Source organism: Pandoraea terrae (assembly GCF_902459695.1).
Taxonomy (GTDB): domain Bacteria; phylum Pseudomonadota; class Gammaproteobacteria; order Burkholderiales; family Burkholderiaceae; genus Pandoraea; species Pandoraea terrae.
The window spans coordinates 70,081-87,885 of the sequence record NZ_CABPRZ010000008.1 but is presented as its reverse complement, the minus strand read 5'-3'; the positions used below and the strand labels follow the sequence as shown (position 1 = coordinate 87,885).

At 58.5% G+C, this 17,805-nt stretch carries 17 protein-coding genes; 10 read left to right on the top strand and 7 right to left on the bottom strand.

The features are described from left to right. Window positions 1-183: 183 nt before the first annotated feature. From PTE30175_RS11400 to PTE30175_RS11370, 7 genes are all read left to right on the top strand, one after another. Window positions 184-1,308 carry a porin gene (locus PTE30175_RS11400; RefSeq protein ID WP_150697168.1) on the top strand — a complete coding sequence of 375 codons (1,125 nt, stop codon included), beginning with the start codon at window positions 184-186 and terminating at the stop codon, window positions 1,306-1,308. Between the two features lie 90 nt (window positions 1,309-1,398). Next, window positions 1,399-1,860, top strand: a complete 462-nt coding sequence (locus PTE30175_RS11395; RefSeq protein WP_150697167.1) for a hypothetical protein — start codon at window positions 1,399-1,401, stop codon at window positions 1,858-1,860. Beyond that, a complete protein-coding gene (locus tag PTE30175_RS11390; protein ID WP_150697166.1) occupies window positions 1,850-2,215 on the top strand; it encodes a hypothetical protein in 366 nt (121 codons plus the stop codon). Before PTE30175_RS11395 ends, PTE30175_RS11390 begins: the two co-directional genes overlap by 11 nt. A 210-nt stretch (window positions 2,216-2,425) precedes the next feature. Then, window positions 2,426-3,268: a TauD/TfdA dioxygenase family protein gene (locus PTE30175_RS11385; RefSeq protein ID WP_150697305.1), complete on the top strand. Its 843-nt coding sequence runs from the start codon at window positions 2,426-2,428 to the stop codon at window positions 3,266-3,268. 132 nt (window positions 3,269-3,400) lie between these two features. Continuing rightward, window positions 3,401-4,303, top strand: coding sequence for a GntR family transcriptional regulator (locus PTE30175_RS11380; protein ID WP_224788717.1), 903 nt, complete (start codon window positions 3,401-3,403; stop codon window positions 4,301-4,303). Window positions 4,304-4,732: 429 nt separating this feature from the next. Then, on the top strand, window positions 4,733-5,791 hold the full coding sequence (locus tag PTE30175_RS11375; RefSeq protein WP_150697165.1) for a beta-keto acid cleavage family enzyme: 1,059 nt from the start codon (window positions 4,733-4,735) through the stop codon (window positions 5,789-5,791). 467 nt (window positions 5,792-6,258) lie between these two features. After that, on the top strand, window positions 6,259-7,539 hold the full coding sequence (locus PTE30175_RS11370; protein WP_420819628.1) for an MFS transporter: 1,281 nt from the start codon (window positions 6,259-6,261) through the stop codon (window positions 7,537-7,539). A 151-nt stretch (window positions 7,540-7,690) separates the two neighbouring features. On the opposite strand, the gene lhgO is transcribed toward PTE30175_RS11370, so the two are convergent. Together lhgO and glaH are read right to left on the bottom strand one after the other, a co-directional pair. Continuing rightward, window positions 7,691-8,968 (bottom strand): L-2-hydroxyglutarate oxidase, encoded by a 1,278-nt coding sequence (gene lhgO / locus PTE30175_RS11365; protein ID WP_150697164.1) that lies wholly within the window; start codon window positions 8,966-8,968, stop codon window positions 7,691-7,693. Further along, complete coding sequence (gene glaH / locus PTE30175_RS11360) at window positions 8,965-9,900, bottom strand: glutarate dioxygenase GlaH (RefSeq protein ID WP_150697163.1); 936 nt, start codon at window positions 9,898-9,900, stop codon at window positions 8,965-8,967. The genes lhgO and glaH overlap by 4 nt, the downstream gene beginning before the upstream one ends. A 102-nt stretch (window positions 9,901-10,002) precedes the next feature. Here glaH and PTE30175_RS11355 point away from each other — a divergent pair, with 102 nt between their 5' ends. Together PTE30175_RS11355 and PTE30175_RS11350 are read left to right on the top strand one after the other, a co-directional pair. Next, on the top strand, window positions 10,003-10,932 hold the full coding sequence (locus PTE30175_RS11355; protein WP_150697162.1) for a LysR substrate-binding domain-containing protein: 930 nt from the start codon (window positions 10,003-10,005) through the stop codon (window positions 10,930-10,932). 278 nt (window positions 10,933-11,210) lie between these two features. Continuing rightward, entirely contained in the window at window positions 11,211-12,005 is a 795-nt protein-coding gene (locus PTE30175_RS11350; RefSeq protein WP_150697161.1) for an SDR family NAD(P)-dependent oxidoreductase, read from the top strand. A gap of 151 nt (window positions 12,006-12,156) precedes the next feature. Here the strand turns inward: PTE30175_RS11350 and PTE30175_RS11345 are convergent, their stop codons facing one another. From PTE30175_RS11345 to PTE30175_RS11325, 5 genes are all read right to left on the bottom strand, one after another. Continuing rightward, window positions 12,157-12,951: an amino acid ABC transporter ATP-binding protein gene (locus PTE30175_RS11345; RefSeq protein WP_460940335.1), complete on the bottom strand. Its 795-nt coding sequence runs from the start codon at window positions 12,949-12,951 to the stop codon at window positions 12,157-12,159. Beyond that, on the bottom strand, window positions 12,938-13,666 hold the full coding sequence (locus PTE30175_RS11340) for an amino acid ABC transporter permease (RefSeq protein ID WP_150697160.1): 729 nt from the start codon (window positions 13,664-13,666) through the stop codon (window positions 12,938-12,940). Before PTE30175_RS11340 ends, PTE30175_RS11345 begins: the two co-directional genes overlap by 14 nt. Next, window positions 13,663-14,400, bottom strand: a complete 738-nt coding sequence (locus PTE30175_RS11335; RefSeq protein WP_150697159.1) for an amino acid ABC transporter permease — start codon at window positions 14,398-14,400, stop codon at window positions 13,663-13,665. Before PTE30175_RS11335 ends, PTE30175_RS11340 begins: the two co-directional genes overlap by 4 nt. Window positions 14,401-14,451: 51 nt before the next feature. Further along, window positions 14,452-15,348, bottom strand: a complete 897-nt coding sequence (locus PTE30175_RS11330; protein WP_150697301.1) for an amino acid ABC transporter substrate-binding protein — start codon at window positions 15,346-15,348, stop codon at window positions 14,452-14,454. 407 nt (window positions 15,349-15,755) lie between these two features. Next, complete coding sequence (locus PTE30175_RS11325; protein WP_150697158.1) at window positions 15,756-16,661, bottom strand: LysR family transcriptional regulator; 906 nt, start codon at window positions 16,659-16,661, stop codon at window positions 15,756-15,758. Window positions 16,662-16,875: 214 nt separating this feature from the next. On the opposite strand from PTE30175_RS11325, the gene PTE30175_RS11320 reads away from it, so the two are divergent. Continuing rightward, window positions 16,876-17,790: an NAD(P)-dependent oxidoreductase gene (locus PTE30175_RS11320; protein ID WP_224788714.1), complete on the top strand. Its 915-nt coding sequence runs from the start codon at window positions 16,876-16,878 to the stop codon at window positions 17,788-17,790. Window positions 17,791-17,805: the final 15 nt, after the last annotated feature.

The following is a 17,805-nucleotide window of genomic DNA, read 5'->3' as shown; positions in this document are numbered from 1 at the left end:
CATGCCAGCTCGACTCAGTATAAGTATTAATGTCGACATAAAATGTTTTGGAGCATGATGAAACTTGTCATCGCGTTTGGGGGGCAACGAACGGCCGCCGCCCGCAGCGCTTGATGTAGCGGATTACCAGCACGCACCAGGTGTTTTACCTATAGGCATTGACTCAGGAGAAGCGGGGACAACATGAAAAAAACGCGACTTGCGTTGTTACTGGCAGCCACCCTCGTGTCTGCGCCGGCATTTGCGCAGAGCAACGTCACCTTGTATGGCATCGTGGATACCGGCATCGAGTTCATCACTCACGCCACGCCGACTGGCGGATCCGTTGCTCGGATGCCCGTTATCGGGGGCGGAGATGTGCCGTCGCGATGGGGGTTCAAAGGCACAGAAGACCTGGGCGGAGGTCTGCAGGCCATCTTTACGCTGGAAAGCGGCTTTTCCGCTTCGAACGGGACGTTGCTGCAATCCAATCGACTATTTGGCCGACAGGCCTACGTCGGTTTGCGCAGCAATTCATGGGGAAAAATCACATTCGGCCGCCAGTACAGCATGATGACGTGGGGGATGATCCAGGCAAACATTATGGGCGCAACGGGGATGGGCGGCGTGGGGTCGCTCGACGGTGCCCTGCTGTCGGATCGTTTCGACAACGCCGTGGCCTATATGGGGACGTTCTCAGGGCTAACCGTGGGGGCGACTTATTCGTTTGGGCGGGATACCGCGGCTGCCGGGAACTGCGCCGGCCAGAATGGAAACGACTCCATCGCCTGCCGGGGGCTGTCCGCGATGCTCAAGTATGACTCGAACCATTGGGGTGTTGCCACGACGTACGAAGAGTTGCGAGGCGGTGCTGGCGCTACGCCGATCGCGGTTGTCCCGGGCGCGCCGGGCGTAGCGTTTGCGCATTCCGGAGACACCGACCGCCGTTACCAACTCAATGGCTACTTTAATGTGGGGCCGGTGCTCGTCGGCGCAGGCTGGATTCATCGGGTCCTTCGCGGCGACATCCAATCGGCCAGAACGGATATCGAATATGTCGGCGCATCCCTGCTGCGCGGCGTGTGGCAGTTTGATGCTCAAGTTTCGCATATCGGCAACAGCGCAGGCGCCGCAAACGGCATATTGAGTGTCCTCAGAGCAAACTACTACCTTAGCAAGCGCACGGCGGTGTATGGCGTGGTCGGGTACATGAAGAACAGCGGCAAGAACGCAACATATTCTGTTTCCGCAGGTACCGCAGTTCCCGCGTCTCCTTCGCCCGGGTTGAATCAGGTCGGCCTCGAGATCGGTATTCGCCACACGTTCTGATCTTCGATTCGCTTCGGCTCGTCCACCGTGCGTACCGGTGCAGTGGATGGGCTTACGCCAGTCTGCAGTTCAATGAATGAGGAACCTGAAATGAAGGTCATCTCACATCTCGATAAGGTGCACCGCATGGCTGCGCTCCGAGCGCGTCTCGACCCGTTAGCCGACTTCGAATTGTGGTTCTGGACCACGTTGACCGCCAGCACCAATGTGTACAACGTAGCGCTTCATCTGATGGGCATCACGCGCGACGATCCGGTGTTTTCGACCATTCCCGGCGTGCACGTCGTGCAGCAACCCGACGGCAGCTACGCGCGCGAGTTGCGCGGGCTCGGCGATGTCAGTCATGTGGGTTGGCCAAAAATCGAGGGGGACGTGCCTGAGGCCATTCGGCAAATCGAGCATTGGGTGCAGACCATCGAACATCACCGGGATCCATGCATTCGCGGGGATCGCATTCCCACACAGGCCACTGTTGACGAATGTGAGCAAGCGTTTGCACAAGTCATGCGCAGATTCGAGTGGGCATTGAAGGGGACGGAATATGAAGTCTGAAAATCATCAGCGCAAAGCAGAGCGCATAGAGAAGTCGCTGAGCCGCCTCGGCGACGAAGACTGGGAAATGAAAATTGAGGCCGCCATGCTGGCCGGTACGCACTGGGCGAACTACGCGCTGCATCGCCGCGGCGTCACGCCGGACAGTGAAGACATCGTCCACAATTCGATGCTGGTCGTGAACATGCTGCGCAAGTACTCCCTTGCCGAAGGCGAGCTGTTGAGTGCGCTGACCGAAATCGAGGAACTTCGCCCTCTCTACGTTCGGGGAGACGTGCCGGACGGCGCTCGCGCCGCAACACGAGCACTGGAACTGCTTCACTCGATCCGTGCGCTTGCCAGGCGCGCTTTGTGACCCCGACCGCCATCGTATTTAGCTATCGCTCAAGGCCGAAGGCCACTCAATTAATGTCGACATAAATAAATTAACATGCTATTTTGTTAACACTGATGAAGGGCAACAATAATTCACGGTTTCGTCAGGCTGCGATGCTTGTCGGTGTTCGGACAGCGGGCGGGGTGAATTGATGAAATGCCTGCCAGAGACAAGGAGATTTCATTCATGATGAAAGTAGAGAGACTGACCGCTTGCATTGGTGCCGAGGTGTCCGGCGTGAGCTTGGGAGATGCATCTCGCGATGCGTCGTTGTTCGCGGAACTCAAGGCGCTGCTGCTTAAACACCGCGTCCTCTTTTTCCGGGATCAGGATATTTCGCGTGCAGAGCATGTCGCCTTCGCGCGCAGGTTCGGGACGTTGGAAGACCATCCGGTAGCCGGAAGCGATCCGGATCACCCGGGCCTCGTGCAGGTCTATCGATCGGAAATCAAGAACCCCTACGAAAACAACTACCACTCCGACGGGCTCTGGCGCCCTAACCCATCGATGGGTGCCGTGCTGCGCTGCATCGAGTGTCCGGAGGTGGGCGGGGACACGATCTGGGTCAATATGGTCGAGGCATACAAGCAGCTCCCTGAAGACATCAAGCGGCGCATCAATGACCTGAGGGCGAAAAGCAGCATTGAGCACTCGTTCGGTGCGGCAATGGATCCGGAAGAGCGAGCAAAGCTGGCGGCGCAGAATCCCGAGGTGGAGCACCCTGTCGTCCGAACGCACCCGGAGACTGGCGAAAAAACGCTCTACGTCTCCAGCTTTACAACGCATTTCGCGAACTACCACACCACTGACAATGTGCGTTACGGTTTGGACAAGACGCCCGGCGCGAGCCTTTTGCTGAATTATTTGCAGAGCCAGGCGTCGATCCCTGAGTACCAGGTTCGGTTCCGGTGGAAACCGAACAGTGTTGCCGTCTGGGATAACCGGTCAACGCAGCATTACGCGGTGATGGACTATTGGCCGGCGCCGCGCAAGATGGAGCGAGCCGGGATCGAAGGTGACAAGCCCTATTGACAGTTTGCTTGTCCTCGCCCGATTTTCCCGGGGAGGTGGGATGTTCGGGCGCCTGCGACCGCAGGTGAATCGCAGCGGGGTTCGTGGAGGAGGTTCGGCAGCGGCCGGGTTCAGCCCGAACGCGCCGTTTCCGTGTTTTTGTCGACACTCAACATCGGCGACTATAATGTCAGCGGGTTAAATTCGACGAAAATTGATTCCGCTAAAGCCATGGCCCGAAATAAAACGCAAAATCTTCCTGATCTTTCCGCACTACTTACCCCCAAGAATTCGTTGATGTTGGCGGTCGAGCGAGCGGTACTGCGCGGGCAGGACTGGGCGTCTGCCTCGGCGCCGATTGCCGAGCAAATTGCTGCCCGGTTGGCCGGTGTCATTACGCTCGATCTGGTGAAATCGGGGCAACGCCTGCTGGAGACGGATATCAGCGAGGTACTGCACGTCAGCCGTTCTCCGGTGCGCGAAGCGATGCGCATACTGGAGCGGGACCGTCTGGTCGAATTTCAGTCCAGACGCGGGGCGATCGTGACCTCGCCCGACGAGCATGAGCTTCGCGACATATTTCACGTGCGAAGCGTCCTTTACGTCACAATGTTGGAACAGGTGGCGCGCGAAAATCCGGCCGAGCTCGAGGCGTTGCTGACGGCGCACCTGCCCAAGCTGGTCAAGGCGGCCGACGAGTCTGCCGATGCCTATGCCGTGGAAAGCTTCCTCCTGAATTTCGCCACGGTCGGTCTGTGCAGCAATCGGCTTCTGGTCGATCTCCTGCACTCGATCTCGTTGCGGACGCTGCGCTATGTCCGGCTGGGTTTTGTCGCCGAGCCCCGAGCGATTCGAACATCGTTACGGGACTGGCGGGCGCTGCAGAAGGCCGCGATCCAGCGGGACAATAAACGCCTGCTTTCTCTTGCAATCTCGCGCCTGGACGAAGCCAGGGACACTGCCATTCGCGCCATTGCCGAAAAACCGGCACCCGGCCGGCGTTCACGTGCCAACAAGGCGACGAAATCCGAAGCTGAGAACATCGCTGCAAAGTAACCGCACTCCGTGCGCTTGGGATCGTTCAATCCCAATTGCGCGCGGCAAGCCTATTTTCGCCGCCGGGTACGCTCCCCCCAGATCAGACATCGCAAATCGATACCTCATTCCCGGCGACCTGTGCGCAGCGCATGGAGCAAAACGGGAGGCCGTACGTCGTCTTCCAGGTTGACGGGCGTACTCGCCTGACAGGGTCTCATCGGACAGGGCGCGGTGTTGTCACGAAGCGTCAAGTTCGAGACATCCAATGTAAAGCGGGAAGTGGGGCCAGGCCAGATGATTCAATCGTGGTCCCGGACACTTGATCAACCAAATGCTGGATCGCCTGCGCGCTTCGGTACCGAAGATGGTGCTGCAAATGGGTGCTAAAGCTTTCTCATCGGTTCGACATTCTCACTATTCACGTTTCAACTTGGAGATCCATCAATCATGAACTTCCTTGACGGCCACCTGTATCCCGAGAACCAGCAGCCCCTGATCATCACAGCCGCTCCCTATGCGCCGGGCTGGATTCCCTCAGACTTCCCGGAAGATATCCCTATCACGATGGAGGAGCAGATCCAGAAGGCGGTGGATTGCTACGAAGCCGGTGCCACCGTGCTGCATCTGCATGTGCGCGAACTCGATGGTAGGGGCAGCAAGCGCCTGTCCATGTTCAATGAGCTGATCGCCGGCGTGCGCGCCCGCGTGCCGGAAATGATCATCCAGGTGGGAGGCTCAATCAGCTTCGCGCCCGAATCAGATGGCCAAGCCGCAAAGTGGCTTAGCGACGATACGCGGCATATGCTGGCCGAACTCGATCCGAAGCCCGACCAAGTGACGGTGACCGTCAACACGACGCAGATGAATGTGACGGAGCATGCGGGCGAGGATGACTTCAGGGGCGTTTCGCGAGGATTTCCGCAACTCTATAACACCTACAAGGACATGATTGTGCCCTCGAATCCCAGCTGGGTCGAGGAGCACATCCGACGCCTGACGGCCGCCGGGATTCAAAGCGAGTTTCAGTGCTACAACATCAACAGCTTTGAGACGATCGAGCGGATGATTCGCCGCGGCGTCTACAAGGGGCCGCTGGTGATGAACTGGGTGGCGATCAGCGGCGGCATGGATCAAGCGAACATCTACAACCTGGCCAACTTCCTGCGTGCTGCGCCGGATGGCGCGGTGGTCACGGTGGAGAGCTCGGTGCTCAACGTGCTGCCCGTAAACATGATTGGCATCGCTTTGGGCCTGCATGTGCGGTGCGGCATCGAGGATGTCCTCTGGAACCAGACCCGCACGGGCAAGATGAGCTCCGTCGAGCAGATCAAGCAATTGGTGCGCATTTCCGGCGAATTTGGTCGCCCCATTGCGACAGCGCAACAGGCACGAGAGATCATGCAGATTGGGGTCTTCTACGAAACGGCGGACGAGACGCTCCAGAAAAACGGCTTTGCGCCCAATCGTAAGGGCGCCAACCAGGGATTCCTGCGCAAGCCGGACTAAAGCTTCCGGGGGAGCGCGACATCATAGGCTGCGTGAAGCGTCCGGCGTTTTTCGGCGGCGGACGCAAGCTGAAGTTGGGCTTCCCCTTCCCCCCCACACACGTACACACATCGACTGAACTCCTGGCATTTATCAATGCAGGAGCCCGTCATGCGGACAATACCTGTCGGCGATCGTTTTATTCTGCTATCGACATAAAAATTCCCGGCTTCGCCTCGGGTTTACGCCAACGTAAAACGCTCCGTCGCCACGTTTAGCCAGGACTTTTTAGAAGACATATTAATTAATGTCGTCAAAAATAAATGTGGGTGCTATTCTGAATTTTGATGACGCGCAGGAAGAACCATTGCCGGTCATGGCGAGAATGCCTTGCTTTACTTGGGCCAGAGACACCAGGCGGCAGGATTCAATATGATTTTTGAGAATCATTGGAGGAGACGGAAGTGAACGTATACACGAATAGCGCAATGCCGGCCGAGTCGGCTTCAGCGCCTGGTGGTGCCCGCGCCTACGCTTGGGTGGTCTTCGCATTGATGTTTTGTCTCCTGTTGTCCGACTACATGTCGCGCCAGGCGATCAATGCCTTGTTTCCGATTTTGAAAGTGGAGTGGCAACTCAACGACACGCACCTCGGCTCGATTAGCGGTGTGGTGCCGTTGACGGTCGGTTTGCTAACCCTCCCGTTTTCCATCGTCGCGGACCGCTGGGGGCGTGTCAAAAGCATTGCACTGATGGTTGCCCTGTGGAGTTTTGCCACGCTCGGGTGCGCCGTCGCCGCCAACTACAACGAAATGTTCATCGCGCGTTTGTTGGTTGGCGTCGGTGAGGCTGCCTACGGAAGTGTTGGATTCGCGATGCTTGTGGGCATTTTTCCAAAACACCTGCGCTCGACCATTGCCGGCGGCTTTACGTCTGCCGCCGCCTTTGGGTCTGTGCTCGGTGTTTCGCTGTCCGGCCTCGTCGCGACGCACTATAGCTGGCGCTGGTCGCTGGGTCTGATGGCGATCATTGGCTTCGTATTGACGATCATTTACTACTTCGTCGTCACCGAGAAAAGGCTCGCGAATGCGCGGCCGGCCGATGCGCGCGGAACCCCGACGCAGGAGCGTGTGAAACTGACGCCCCGTGTGCTGCTCTCGGGCCTGTTTCCGTCGTGGTCTGTTTTTTGCGCCTACCTTGGCTCTGCCTCCCAGATCTTCGTTCAAGGGACGCTTTTCGTGTGGCTGCCCAGCTATCTGAATCGTTATTGGGGCATGCCTGTCGGCAAGGCCGCCCTGGTGGCCGCCGGCCTTGTCCTTGTCAGCGGAACGGGCCAACTCCTGTGCGGCGTATTGACCGATCGGCTCAGCGGAGCCTCGTCGCTCAAGCGATGGAACGTGGCCATTGGTTATTGCCTTCTTCTGGCTGTGCTACTGGCGGCGGCGTTCCGCTTGCCGCCAGGCAATCTCCAACTTGCGCTCCTCATTCCCGCAGTGTTCTTCCTTGCCAGTTCGTTCGGCACATGTGGCGCGATCATTGCAGAGGCCACGCCGTCAACCATCCATGGCTCGGCATTTGCCACGTTGACGCTGTTCAACAATATCCTGGGCCTCGCAGCCGGCCCCTTTGTCACCGGTGTGGTAGCAGACGCGTTTGGCCTTCAAGTCGCCTTGCGCTTGCTCCCGCTTGCGGCAGTGCTGCCTCTCTCGGTGTACATCATTGGCCGGTGGCGTCACGTGGCGGAGGCTCGGCGCCGCGGCGGAGTGTGATGCCAGTGTGGCAACCCTCATCGTCCTGACGTTGAGTGGTGCCCGTATTTCAAGTCGCCCGCTTCGGCACGATCCGCGAAGCGGGCGAATTTCTTGTGACTTTCAACGGTCACGATCATCTTCACGTTCGACGGTGTTTCCCGCCGTTCGCTTACGCTGTCGCCAAACCGCATGCCTGTTCTGTCGCGTGTGTGCGGGTCGGTGCAAGATCGAATCGCTGGTTGAACTGTTCAACGAGATAGGCACCGATCGGCAATGCGGAGGTGGCCGCCGGGGAAGGTGCGTTACAGACGTGCAAGCTCCGCTTGGACGAGCGGATCAGGAAGTCGTGCACCATGCTGCCGTCCGCCATCACGGCCTGCGCGCGTACGCCGGACGGGTACGGCTCGAGGTCGGACAGCTCGAGTTCCGGACAGTATCTGCGGCACAGTTCGAGATAACCCCGTTTCCACAGCGAGTTGCGCATCTCGGTGAGTCCCGATGCGCCATGCTTTCCGAGCATCTTCCAGAAACCCGGGAACGTTGCCATGCCCGCGAGATCTTTCAGGCTTGCATCGCGCCAGCGATAGCCCTCGCGCGCCAGCGCCAGCACGGCGTTCGGACCCACGGTGACATATCCGCCGATCATGCGCGTCAGGTGCACGCCGAGAAAGGGCAGCGCGGGATCTGGTACCGGGTAGATCAGGTGCTTCACGATATCGTTTTTCGATGCCGGCAACCGATAGTATTCACCGCGAAACGGCACGATCCGGAAATCGAGATCGACTTTGCACATCTTCGCAAGGCGATCCGCCATCAGGCCGGCGCAGACGATCGCGTGCTTTGCCCGGAAGCGACCGCCCGAGGTCTCCGCGGTAATGCCGTTTTCGTCCTCGTGGAGTGCATCGACACGCTGGCTCAGAAAAATCTTCGCGCCTCGCTCTTGGGCGAGTCGGGCCATCGTCGCGGTCATGCCCGGATAGTCCGCGATGCCGCTCGTTGCCACGCGGATCGCCGCGCGCCCCGCAATGCGCGGTTCGAGCGCCCTCAACGCCGCCTCGTCGAGCATCTGCGGTTCGAGCTGGTTCTGCTGGCAACGCGTGTACAGCGCATTGAGTCGTTCGATTTCGACGTCTTCGGTCGCGACGATCAGCTTGCCGCATTGCTCGACGCGCACGTCGTGGCGGCGGGCGAACTCATAGGTCGCGGCAGCGCCTCGCCGGCAGAACTCGGCCTTGAGGCTTCCCGGCGCGTAATACACGCCGGCGTGAATCACACCGCTGTTGTGCCCGGACTGGTGAGTCGCGAGTGACGCCTCCTTTTCCAGCAGCAGCACGCTCAGGCCTGGATGACGCTCGATCAGTTGCATGGCCGTGGACACACCTACGATGCCACCGCCCACGATAAGGACGTCCGCGTCATATCCGCGGTGATGCTGAATGGTAGTCATTTTGCAAACACTCCACGTTGGCGCATCAACTCACGGTGCAGTGCCGGATGCTTCTGGAACGGCGCCCGGCCATGCAGCCAGAAATAGTTATTGAGGACCACGAGATCGCCCACGGGAAGCGGTACTTCGCGCGTCGCGGACGCCGCTTCCATGGATGCAGACAAGTTATGCAGGTAAACCGCTTCGGCTGACGAGCGGGGTTGCACGAACTGATCGATGAACGACATCGACAGACCGTACTCGCTCTGGAAAAAAACGGGCCGTTCGATTTGCGCGTTGACGTTCTTCGAACCCGGTGCCTTGTAGAGAAACGGCCGGGTGGCGAGCGGATCGTTAAGGAAATCGTCCCGCTCGCTCCAGTCGTCGATATGCATGAAGCGCGACTCGCCGCCGACGGCGTTCTCTTCCGCGAACTTCATCATGAGCAGCCATTCGGTCGGCTCGTCGACAAAGGTGCCGTCTGTGTGGAGCGTGAACAGGCGGTATGCCTGGCGCAGATAGGAGTCGCTGTGGTCGGTGTCCTTCACGAGGAAGCGGGCGTAGTACGTGCCCGACATGGCGTCGTGGTTCGCGGGTCCGAGCAGGTAGCCGACGGCTGTGCCGAAGCGCACGAAATCGCGATGATCATCGGTGACGTTCAGAACGCCCAGCGTGAAGCCTCCGGTGGATCGGTCCTGCGCGAGTTTGCGAAGGGCGGGCGCAAAAGCGGCGCCGACGGTGCGCTCGAGCGCCTGCGCCAGCATGAAGCGCATGAAGGGTACGTATTCGAGATTCTGGAGTTCGACGTCTTTGACTGCGGCGAAGAATGCCCGCAACGCGTCAGGGCGCACCGTGATGTGACGCAGGCGCTCATGATGCGGATGGCGATCAATCGAAAACGTCAGTTGCGGATCGACGGAGGCGGCCTTCGGTAATGCTGTGACAGAGCTCATGACGGTGTTCTTCCAAGGGAAATGTGACGATTATTTGACTCCCTATTTGTAATTCGATAAATACGCATAAAATGAATTTTTATTCGTAAATCGAGATTAAAAATGATCGATAGCCGACAACTCAAGCTGTTCGTCGTGTTGGCCGAGGATTTGCACTTCGCGCGCGCAGCCGACCGGCTCGACATTGCACAATCCGTGCTCAGTCAGCAAATCAAGCGACTGGAAACCGATCTTGGCGTACGGTTGCTCAACCGCAACAAACGCGCGGCGATCACGCTCACCGATGCGGGCGATGTTTTTCTGGTCGAAGCCAAGGCGGCATTGCGGCAACTGGAGCGTGCCGACCGCATTGGACGTTTGGCTGCGAGAGGGGAAGCCGGTAACGTTGCGCTCGGCTATATCGGATCGGCCGTAACGACCGGGCTGCTGCCCGATACGCTCAAGGCTTTCAGAACCACGAGTCCGGACGTGCGCATGCACATTGTGGTGATGGAAACACCGACGCAACTGGAGCGTTTGTCGGATGGGAGTATCGATGTCGGCTTTATTCGGCCTCGCGCCCACTATCCCGACGGGGTGACAGCCAAAGTCGTTCAGCGCGAACGCTTGCTGATTGCACTGCCGGCGGACAGCCCCCTCGCGCGCGCGAAGGCTGTGACGACGTCCCAGTTGCGGGGGGCGTCATTCATCGCGCCACAGTTCAACGAGGCGGCCGGCTTCGCGGAAGCCCTCGCCAGACTCGGTCGCGTGGGTGGGTTCGATGCGCAACCGGAGTATCGGGTCAACGATTTCATTACCGCGGTCAGCATGGCATCAGCGGGCTACGGCGTAGCCCTTGTGCCTCAATCCATCGGAGGATTCGCCCAACCCGGCGTGGTGTTCAAACCGTTAAGCGACTTCGACGAACAGGTCGAACTCGCGGTGGCCTATCGTGTTCGCGAGCATTCGCCGTGCGTGATGGCGTTCATCGATGTCGCGTTGTCATACGGTGGCCTCCCGAAGCGTCTGGGGACGCACCGCACGACGCGTTAGCGAACCCCGTCCGGCCAGGTAAGGCTTCCGATTCGGCGCACGCATTGCTCGTGTATGCGCCGAGGCGTGGAGACGCGTGGGGGGTCACATCGATCGAGTGTCGGAAATTGATAAGCGCATGGCAGGAATCGTCAAGTCAGGCATGCATCAGGGACCTTAGACTGCGGGCATCCATCCATGGATGGTGCAGGCGTGGCGTTGACCTGAGCGCAACCGCTTCATCAGTATTGCAGCGCCGCGACCGGCACGGCCGCGCACTTGTTAGACGGAGAATAACGATGATTTCGACGAATACGCAGCGTGTGGCCGGCCGACACCTCGACCTGTCAGGTCTGACGGCGGTCGTCACCGGTGCAGGATCGGGCCTGGGCCGGCAGGCGGCGCGCACGCTGGCCGCAGCCGGCGCGCAGGTCGCGCTGTTGGGCCGGCGAGCCGACCCGCTGAAGGAGACGGAAGACATGATCGTGCGGGACGGCGGCGTCGCGCGCCACTTCCCGGTGGATGTCTCGGAACCGTCGGCGGTGGATCTCGCGTTCGACGAAATCCAGCGAACGATGGCGCCGCTCTGGGCGCTCGTCAACAATGCGGGCACAGGCGGTCGAGCCGCGTTGATCGATGTCGACGCACAAATGTTCGACCGTGTGTTTGGCGTCAATACGAAGGCCGCGCTTCTCACGGCAACGGCGTTCGCGCGACGGCTGATCGCAAGCACGCTGCCGGGACGCATTATCAACATCTGCTCGCTCGCTGCGCAAACGCACACGCCGAATCTGTCGATCTATGGCGCGAGCAAAGCGGCGCTCGAACATCTGACCCGGTCGATGGCTCACGAATGGGCAAGTTACGGCATCAACGTCAACGCGATCAATCCTGGTTTCATCGAGACCGACATCAATCGCGCGATGCTTCAGACGCCGGCCGGCAAGAAGATTGTCGAAGGACTGCCGCGCCGAAGGCTCGGCACGCCAGAAGCGCTCGACGGTGCGTTGTTGCTGCTCGCATCGCCGAGAAGCGATTTCATGACCGGTGCGACGCTTTCGGTGGATGACGGACAGCGCTTCGTGATGGGGTGATTCGTACGAATCGCGTAACGGCCGCAGTTAGACGCCTGGGGGGACCTTGCCAGAAGCCCTTCAGGAGAAACATATGCGACACCCCGACTCGATGCTAATAGTTCGAGACAACGCATGCGGGGCAAGGCTCGCATCGGCTGAGTTGCTCGCATCACACCGGGGTCAAAACTTGTCCAAGAAATTCCCGTACCCGAGGATGCGTTGCATCGCCGAAGAACTCATCCGGCGGGGCGTCCACCACAATTCTTCCACCGTCCACAAAGATAATTCGGTCAGCCACTCGGCGCGCGAAAGACATTTCGTGAGTCACGCACAGCATGGTCATTCCTTCTGCTGCAAGCGTCACCATAGTATCCAACACCTCCTTCACCATCTCGGGGTCAAGGGCCGAGGTCGGCTCGTCAAAGAGCATTACCGACGGGCTCATGCAGAGGGCTCGAGCAATGGCTACACGCTGCTGTTGCCCCCCCGAAAGCTGCGGAGGGTACTTGTCAGCTTGATTGCCAACGCGCACCTTATTCAGCAGCGCCAAGGCAATCTGCTCGGCCCTCTCGTGGTTTAGACCCCCAACCTTCATTGGCGCCAGCATGCAGTTCTTGAGCACGCTGTAGTGAGGGAAAAGGTTGAAACTCTGGAACACCATCCCGACATGACGACGCACGTCGAGCGATTTGCTATACCGCTCGCCGCTTTGCGGGTCGCGCACTACCACTTCGCCGCCATCGATGTCCTCGAGGCCATTAATGCAACGGATGAGAGTTGATTTCCCTGACCCCGATGGGCCACAAATTACGACCTTTTGCCCGGCATAGACTTTCAGGTTTACGTCATGGAGCACCGTGTGTGTCCCAAACTTCTTGGTCAGCGCGGCAAGCTCCACCACAGGAATATCAGTCGAGTTCAATTCAAGCTCCTGGCATGCACGGTATTCTTTAGGTGCCAACATTTGCAGCGACGGCAGACGGAACGCGGAGCGAGCCGCGCGCCTGCCGCTTGTTACGCAGATAGTCGGAGATTTCCGCAAACAGCGAGCACGCGACGAAGTAGACGACTGCCGCGAAGGTGTAGAACTCAACGAGCTTCCCGTCTCGCTGCGCAATCTTCGAGGCAGCGCCGACGAAGTCGGTAAGTGAGAGTACATACACCAGTGACGTGTCTTGAAACAGGATGACTGCTTGGGTCACCATGACGGGCACAACTGCCTTTAGCGCCTGCGGCACGATAACCAGCGTGAACGTGTGCCATGTCGATAGGCCGAGTGCCTTGGCACCCTCATACTGGCCGCGCGGCACCGACAGTAAGCCCGAGCGAATGATTTCGCAGAAATATGCGGCCTCGAACAGCGTGTAGGTCACGAATGCCGTCAATTGGGGGCTAACGGATACCGACATCCCTGTAGGCGACAACGCCCGCAGAACGACAGGCACCAAAAAGAAGAACCAGAACAGGACCATAATGAGGGGGATGGACCGCATCACAGTCACGTATGCCCAGATGACCTTGTCCAGAATTGGCATCTGGATATGACGTAGCACCGCCAGTACCGTACCCATCAGCAGACCACCAAGAAAGGCAACTATTGTGAGTTGCAGCGTAAACAGCATGCCCTTTCCAAGATACGGAAGCGCCGCCACAATCGCACTGAAGTCAAAAGACATCATGTTCTCTCCGGGGTGTTGCGCAGGCCAGGATGTTTCCGCGTCGTAGCGAAACGCCTAATGATGAGCTCGGCACACCAGTAGATAACAAGCGACAATGCGAAGTACGTCAATGTCACCGCGCTAAACGATTCGAAGGTACGGAACGTGAACTCATTCATTTGCTGGGCTTGCGCGGTAAGCTCCAGCAGACCAATCGTCATTGCCACGGAAGTGTTTTTCAGAAGTGCGAGGGCCTCACTGGTCAGCGAGGGGGCCATCGTGCGCAACGCCTGCGGCACGAGAACGCATGAATAGGTGGTGAAGCCGGATAGCCCCAAGGCGAACGCTGCCTCCCGCTGGCCGCTCGGCAACGATTGGATGCCCGAGCGAATTTGCTCTGCGACCCGGGCGCCGGTGTACAAACCGACGGCCACCAACGCCGGCAGCAAGCTTGCCCACGGTGGGGGCATCTGCTTGATGGCCGTTCCGATTTGTGTCGGCAACAGTTCTGGTAGAACGAAATACCAGAGGAATGCTTGGACCAACAATGGAACATTTCGAAATACTTGCACATACGCACGAGACAGGAAGCGGAACGTTGCACTGCGGGCAGTCCGACCACATCCAATCACGATGCCGAAAGTGGTCGCGATGACGGCTCCACCAAACCACAGAAACATCGTCCAGCGAAGCCCCGAGAGCAGCCAGTCGATGTAACGTCCACCGTCGATGGTAGTTTCGAATAGCAATTGCATGACAGGTTGATGAGTGAGGGCAGCCCCGGCTGCCCGTGCGGACAGGAGTGCTTACGCGGGGACCTTATCGCTCGGAGCCTTGACGCGCTCCTTGAGGTCCTGGCTCATCGGGAAGTTGAGCTTGATGCCACGTGGCGGGATGGAGCCCTCAAACCACTTCTTGTAAATCTGGTCGAACTCGCCCGAGCTCATCAGCGCCTTAAGCGTGTCGTCGACGACCTTCTTGAAGGCAGGGTCATCCTTCGAAATCATCAGGCCGTAGTAGAGCGAGTTGTATGACTCCGGTAGAAAGGTGAATGCGCCGGGGTCCTTTGCGTCCGCTTTTTTGGCGGCCAGCAGAATGTCATCTTCAATGAATGCTGCGGCGCGTCCGTTTTCCAGCACAAGCATGGATTCGCCATGGTCATGCGCGGGAATGAACTTGAGGTCCAGGTTGTTCTTCTCGCTGATTTCCTTTGCAAATCCCAGTGCATTCGACCCCTGCGTGTAGACAACAGTCTTGCCTTTCAAGTCAGCAGCAGACCTCACCCCGGCGCTGGCCTTAACCAGCCAACGCGTGTGGCTCACAAAAGTCGCGACCGAGAATCCAACTTGCTTCTGACGGTCGAGGCTGTTCGCGGTGCTGGCACATTCAATGTCAACGTTGCCGTTGTTGACGAGGGCAATGCGATTCGCCGACGTGACGGGAACGTTGGTCACTTTGAGCGCCGGAATGCTGAGCGTTTGTTTGACCTTATCCACGACCTTGTGACAAAGGTCGACGGAGAATCCGACGTAGCTCTGGTTCTGGTCGAGGAACGAGAACGGGACAGAAGCGTCTCGAACGCCGAGGCGGATTTCACCGGTGCTCTTGATTTTTGCCAGTGTGTCCGCTGCACTCGCGTTGGTGGAGAGCGTGAATGCACTCGCCGCAACAAATAAAACTGCCTGTGTGAGTCTTTGCAACATGCCCCGAACTCCTTCTGACTGTGGTTCGCGCACGACTTGTTGTTGGGTGCCGGCAACCAATTGAGTGGATGAACACCCGAGGTGGGTGTAAGGGAACTCTAGGCAGTCAAAAAGCAGAAAAAAAGACGACCATTTCTTTCCAGATAAGAAAGAAATACTTACCAAACAACACTTGTTGGCGGGAAGTTTGTTGCTTCAGGGCGAGCCCGGTTCCAAAGAGAGGGCCAGATTTCATGCGGCTTTTGGAGCCGACGCCGCAAGAAATACATTTCATTCATCCGAGTGTTGCGCTCGGGATGCACCGTAAATTTCCCCCATCCCTCGCCTCGTTGCTAAGGGAATATCCTAGGGTCTGCTCACCTATGGCACGTGCATGCATTGCCCAACGTTCGAGGGCACGCCTCACTTCACACGACTTCCGTCGCCGCCAGTTGCAATGCGTCAAGCACAGCGGCTACCGCAGGCCGTTTTGCGGTTCCTCTTGGAAGTGCAACGAAGACCCGACGGTTGAGTACGGGGGAAATGGGAATGACGGAAAAATCTGCATCAGTCTCCGCCAGCTTGAGAGCGAGGCGAGGAAGCACGGCTACAACGCAGCCGGTTCGTACCATTTCTAATGTCACGGCCGTGTTTCGACTACTCGCTGTTACTTTGGGCGTGAAGCCCGCCGCATAGCAGGCATTCAGCAAGAACGTGTGGTAAGTGGACGCCGATTGATTCAGGGCCCAGCGCTCATGAGCCAAGTCCGACAATTGGATTGACTTGCGCCCTGCGAGCTTATGGTCCGCCGATACCACCGCGTCAAAATGGTCAACGCACAGGGTGTTGAACTCCAAGACGTCAGCGAGTGCTTCAGCGTTGACCAAATCGTCGACGATAGCCAGGTCCGTCTGTTTGGCTGCTGCGGCTCGCAGCCCTTCGGATGGCTCAAGTTCCGTGAATATCACGCTCAGTTTTGGGTGTTGCTCAAGCAACTGACTTATTGCACGCGGCACCACTGTGCTTGCCAGCGAACCAAATGCTGACATCCTGACCTCGCCGGCCACCTCGACGTTGGCTGCTGCGACCTCGGCTTCGATATCTTCGACCAGGGCGAACAGGTCAGTCGCACGCGCCACCAGGCGCCGGCCAGCAGGCGTGAGTTGAACACCTCTTCCAGAGCGCTCGATCAAGACCGTATCCAAGTCCTCCTCCAACTGAGCCAGCTGTTGCGAGACAGCGGGCCTCGTCAAGTGGACCGCATCGGCCACGGCGGAAATGGTGCCCAGCACGGAGAGCTCGTGCAATAACCGCAAACGCGCAAGATGAAGCATATCCAATCCCCAACGAATTGACCGGCGGGTTAAATGGTAAGTGATAGTTTCCTATGCCGTCAAAAAGTGTCGTCTTTTTTTTCTAAATTTGTCTGCCTATATTTCAACTCACCGACACGTATCCCGCGCCGAAACAGAAAGGAAACACTTGATTGGCATGGGTTTGCGGACATCCCCCGCTCACGTCGAATCGGCCCTGATAACCAGGTTTTCGTTGGAGAAAGTTGAAATGAAAGTTGCATTCATCGGTGTGGGACGCATGGGAGGCCGGATGGCTGCTCGGTTGGTCGCCGCAGGACATGAAGTGCGTGTGTACGACCCGAGCCAGGCCGCGGTCGAGGCGCTCGCGTCGAAAGGTGCGATTGCTTCCCGAAGCCCAGCGGAAGCCGCCCAAGGCGCCGAAAGAATCCTGCTTAGTCTCCCGAGCCCCAAGACCCTGCGGGACGCCGTTCTTGGCGAAACCGGTGTTCTGAAATCGGCTTCTGACGGCTCGATTATTGTTGACTTCAGCACCGTCGACCCGGCAACGACCAAGGAAATCGCCGCAATAGCGGCCAAACAGGGCGTCCATTTCGTGGACTCGCCAGTCAGCGGCGGCGTCGCAGGTGCCGAGAATGGCAAGCTGGTGCTGATGGTCGGTGGCTCCGCCGATGTTCTGCAAAAGCTGCATCCGGTGTTCGACGTGCTTGCGGGTCGCGTTGTCCATTGCGGCCCCACTGGGGCCGGCCAACTTACCAAACTCAGCCACAACCTGCTGACTGCCATCAATACGGTGGCCTTGGGTGAAGTCCTTACCGCAAGCGTAAAGGCTGGCGCGAACCTCGAAGTCCTGTGCGAAGTGCTGACCGCAGGCTTGGCCGGCAGCAAGATGCTCGACTACCTGCCGAAGACGCTCTTCACCCAAGAGCGTCCGGCGAACTTCGCAATCGACCTGATGCACAAGGACATCAAATTGTGCCTTGACGAATTCTCAAATCTGCCGATGCCGCTGGGGCAACTGGTTTTGCAAACGTACAACGCCGCGCGAGCGAAAGGCTTGGGTGGCAAAGACTCGACCAGCGTCAATGAACTCTACGAAGCGCTGCTCGGCGTGCGCCTGAGCCTGCCGTCGGCGCAGTCAATAAATTGAAATCAAGAGGAATCA

Coding starts and splice junctions, on each gene's coding strand:
- PTE30175_RS11400 (WP_150697168.1), top strand. CDS start 184: ATGAAAAAAACGCGACTTGCGTTGTTACTGGCAGCCACCCTCGTGTCT.
- PTE30175_RS11395 (WP_150697167.1), top strand. CDS start 1,399: ATGAAGGTCATCTCACATCTCGATAAGGTGCACCGCATGGCTGCGCTC.
- PTE30175_RS11390 (WP_150697166.1), top strand. CDS start 1,850: ATGAAGTCTGAAAATCATCAGCGCAAAGCAGAGCGCATAGAGAAGTCG.
- PTE30175_RS11385 (WP_150697305.1), top strand. CDS start 2,426: ATGAAAGTAGAGAGACTGACCGCTTGCATTGGTGCCGAGGTGTCCGGC.
- PTE30175_RS11375 (WP_150697165.1), top strand. CDS start 4,733: ATGAACTTCCTTGACGGCCACCTGTATCCCGAGAACCAGCAGCCCCTG.
- PTE30175_RS11370 (WP_420819628.1), top strand. CDS start 6,259: ATGCCGGCCGAGTCGGCTTCAGCGCCTGGTGGTGCCCGCGCCTACGCT.
- lhgO (WP_150697164.1), bottom strand. CDS start 8,968: ATGACTACCATTCAGCATCACCGCGGATATGACGCGGACGTCCTTATC.
- glaH (WP_150697163.1), bottom strand. CDS start 9,900: ATGAGCTCTGTCACAGCATTACCGAAGGCCGCCTCCGTCGATCCGCAA.
- PTE30175_RS11355 (WP_150697162.1), top strand. CDS start 10,003: ATGATCGATAGCCGACAACTCAAGCTGTTCGTCGTGTTGGCCGAGGAT.
- PTE30175_RS11350 (WP_150697161.1), top strand. CDS start 11,211: ATGATTTCGACGAATACGCAGCGTGTGGCCGGCCGACACCTCGACCTG.
- PTE30175_RS11345 (WP_460940335.1), bottom strand. CDS start 12,951: ATGTTGGCACCTAAAGAATACCGTGCATGCCAGGAGCTTGAATTGAAC.
- PTE30175_RS11340 (WP_150697160.1), bottom strand. CDS start 13,666: ATGATGTCTTTTGACTTCAGTGCGATTGTGGCGGCGCTTCCGTATCTT.
- PTE30175_RS11335 (WP_150697159.1), bottom strand. CDS start 14,400: ATGCAATTGCTATTCGAAACTACCATCGACGGTGGACGTTACATCGAC.
- PTE30175_RS11330 (WP_150697301.1), bottom strand. CDS start 15,348: ATGTTGCAAAGACTCACACAGGCAGTTTTATTTGTTGCGGCGAGTGCA.
- PTE30175_RS11325 (WP_150697158.1), bottom strand. CDS start 16,661: ATGCTTCATCTTGCGCGTTTGCGGTTATTGCACGAGCTCTCCGTGCTG.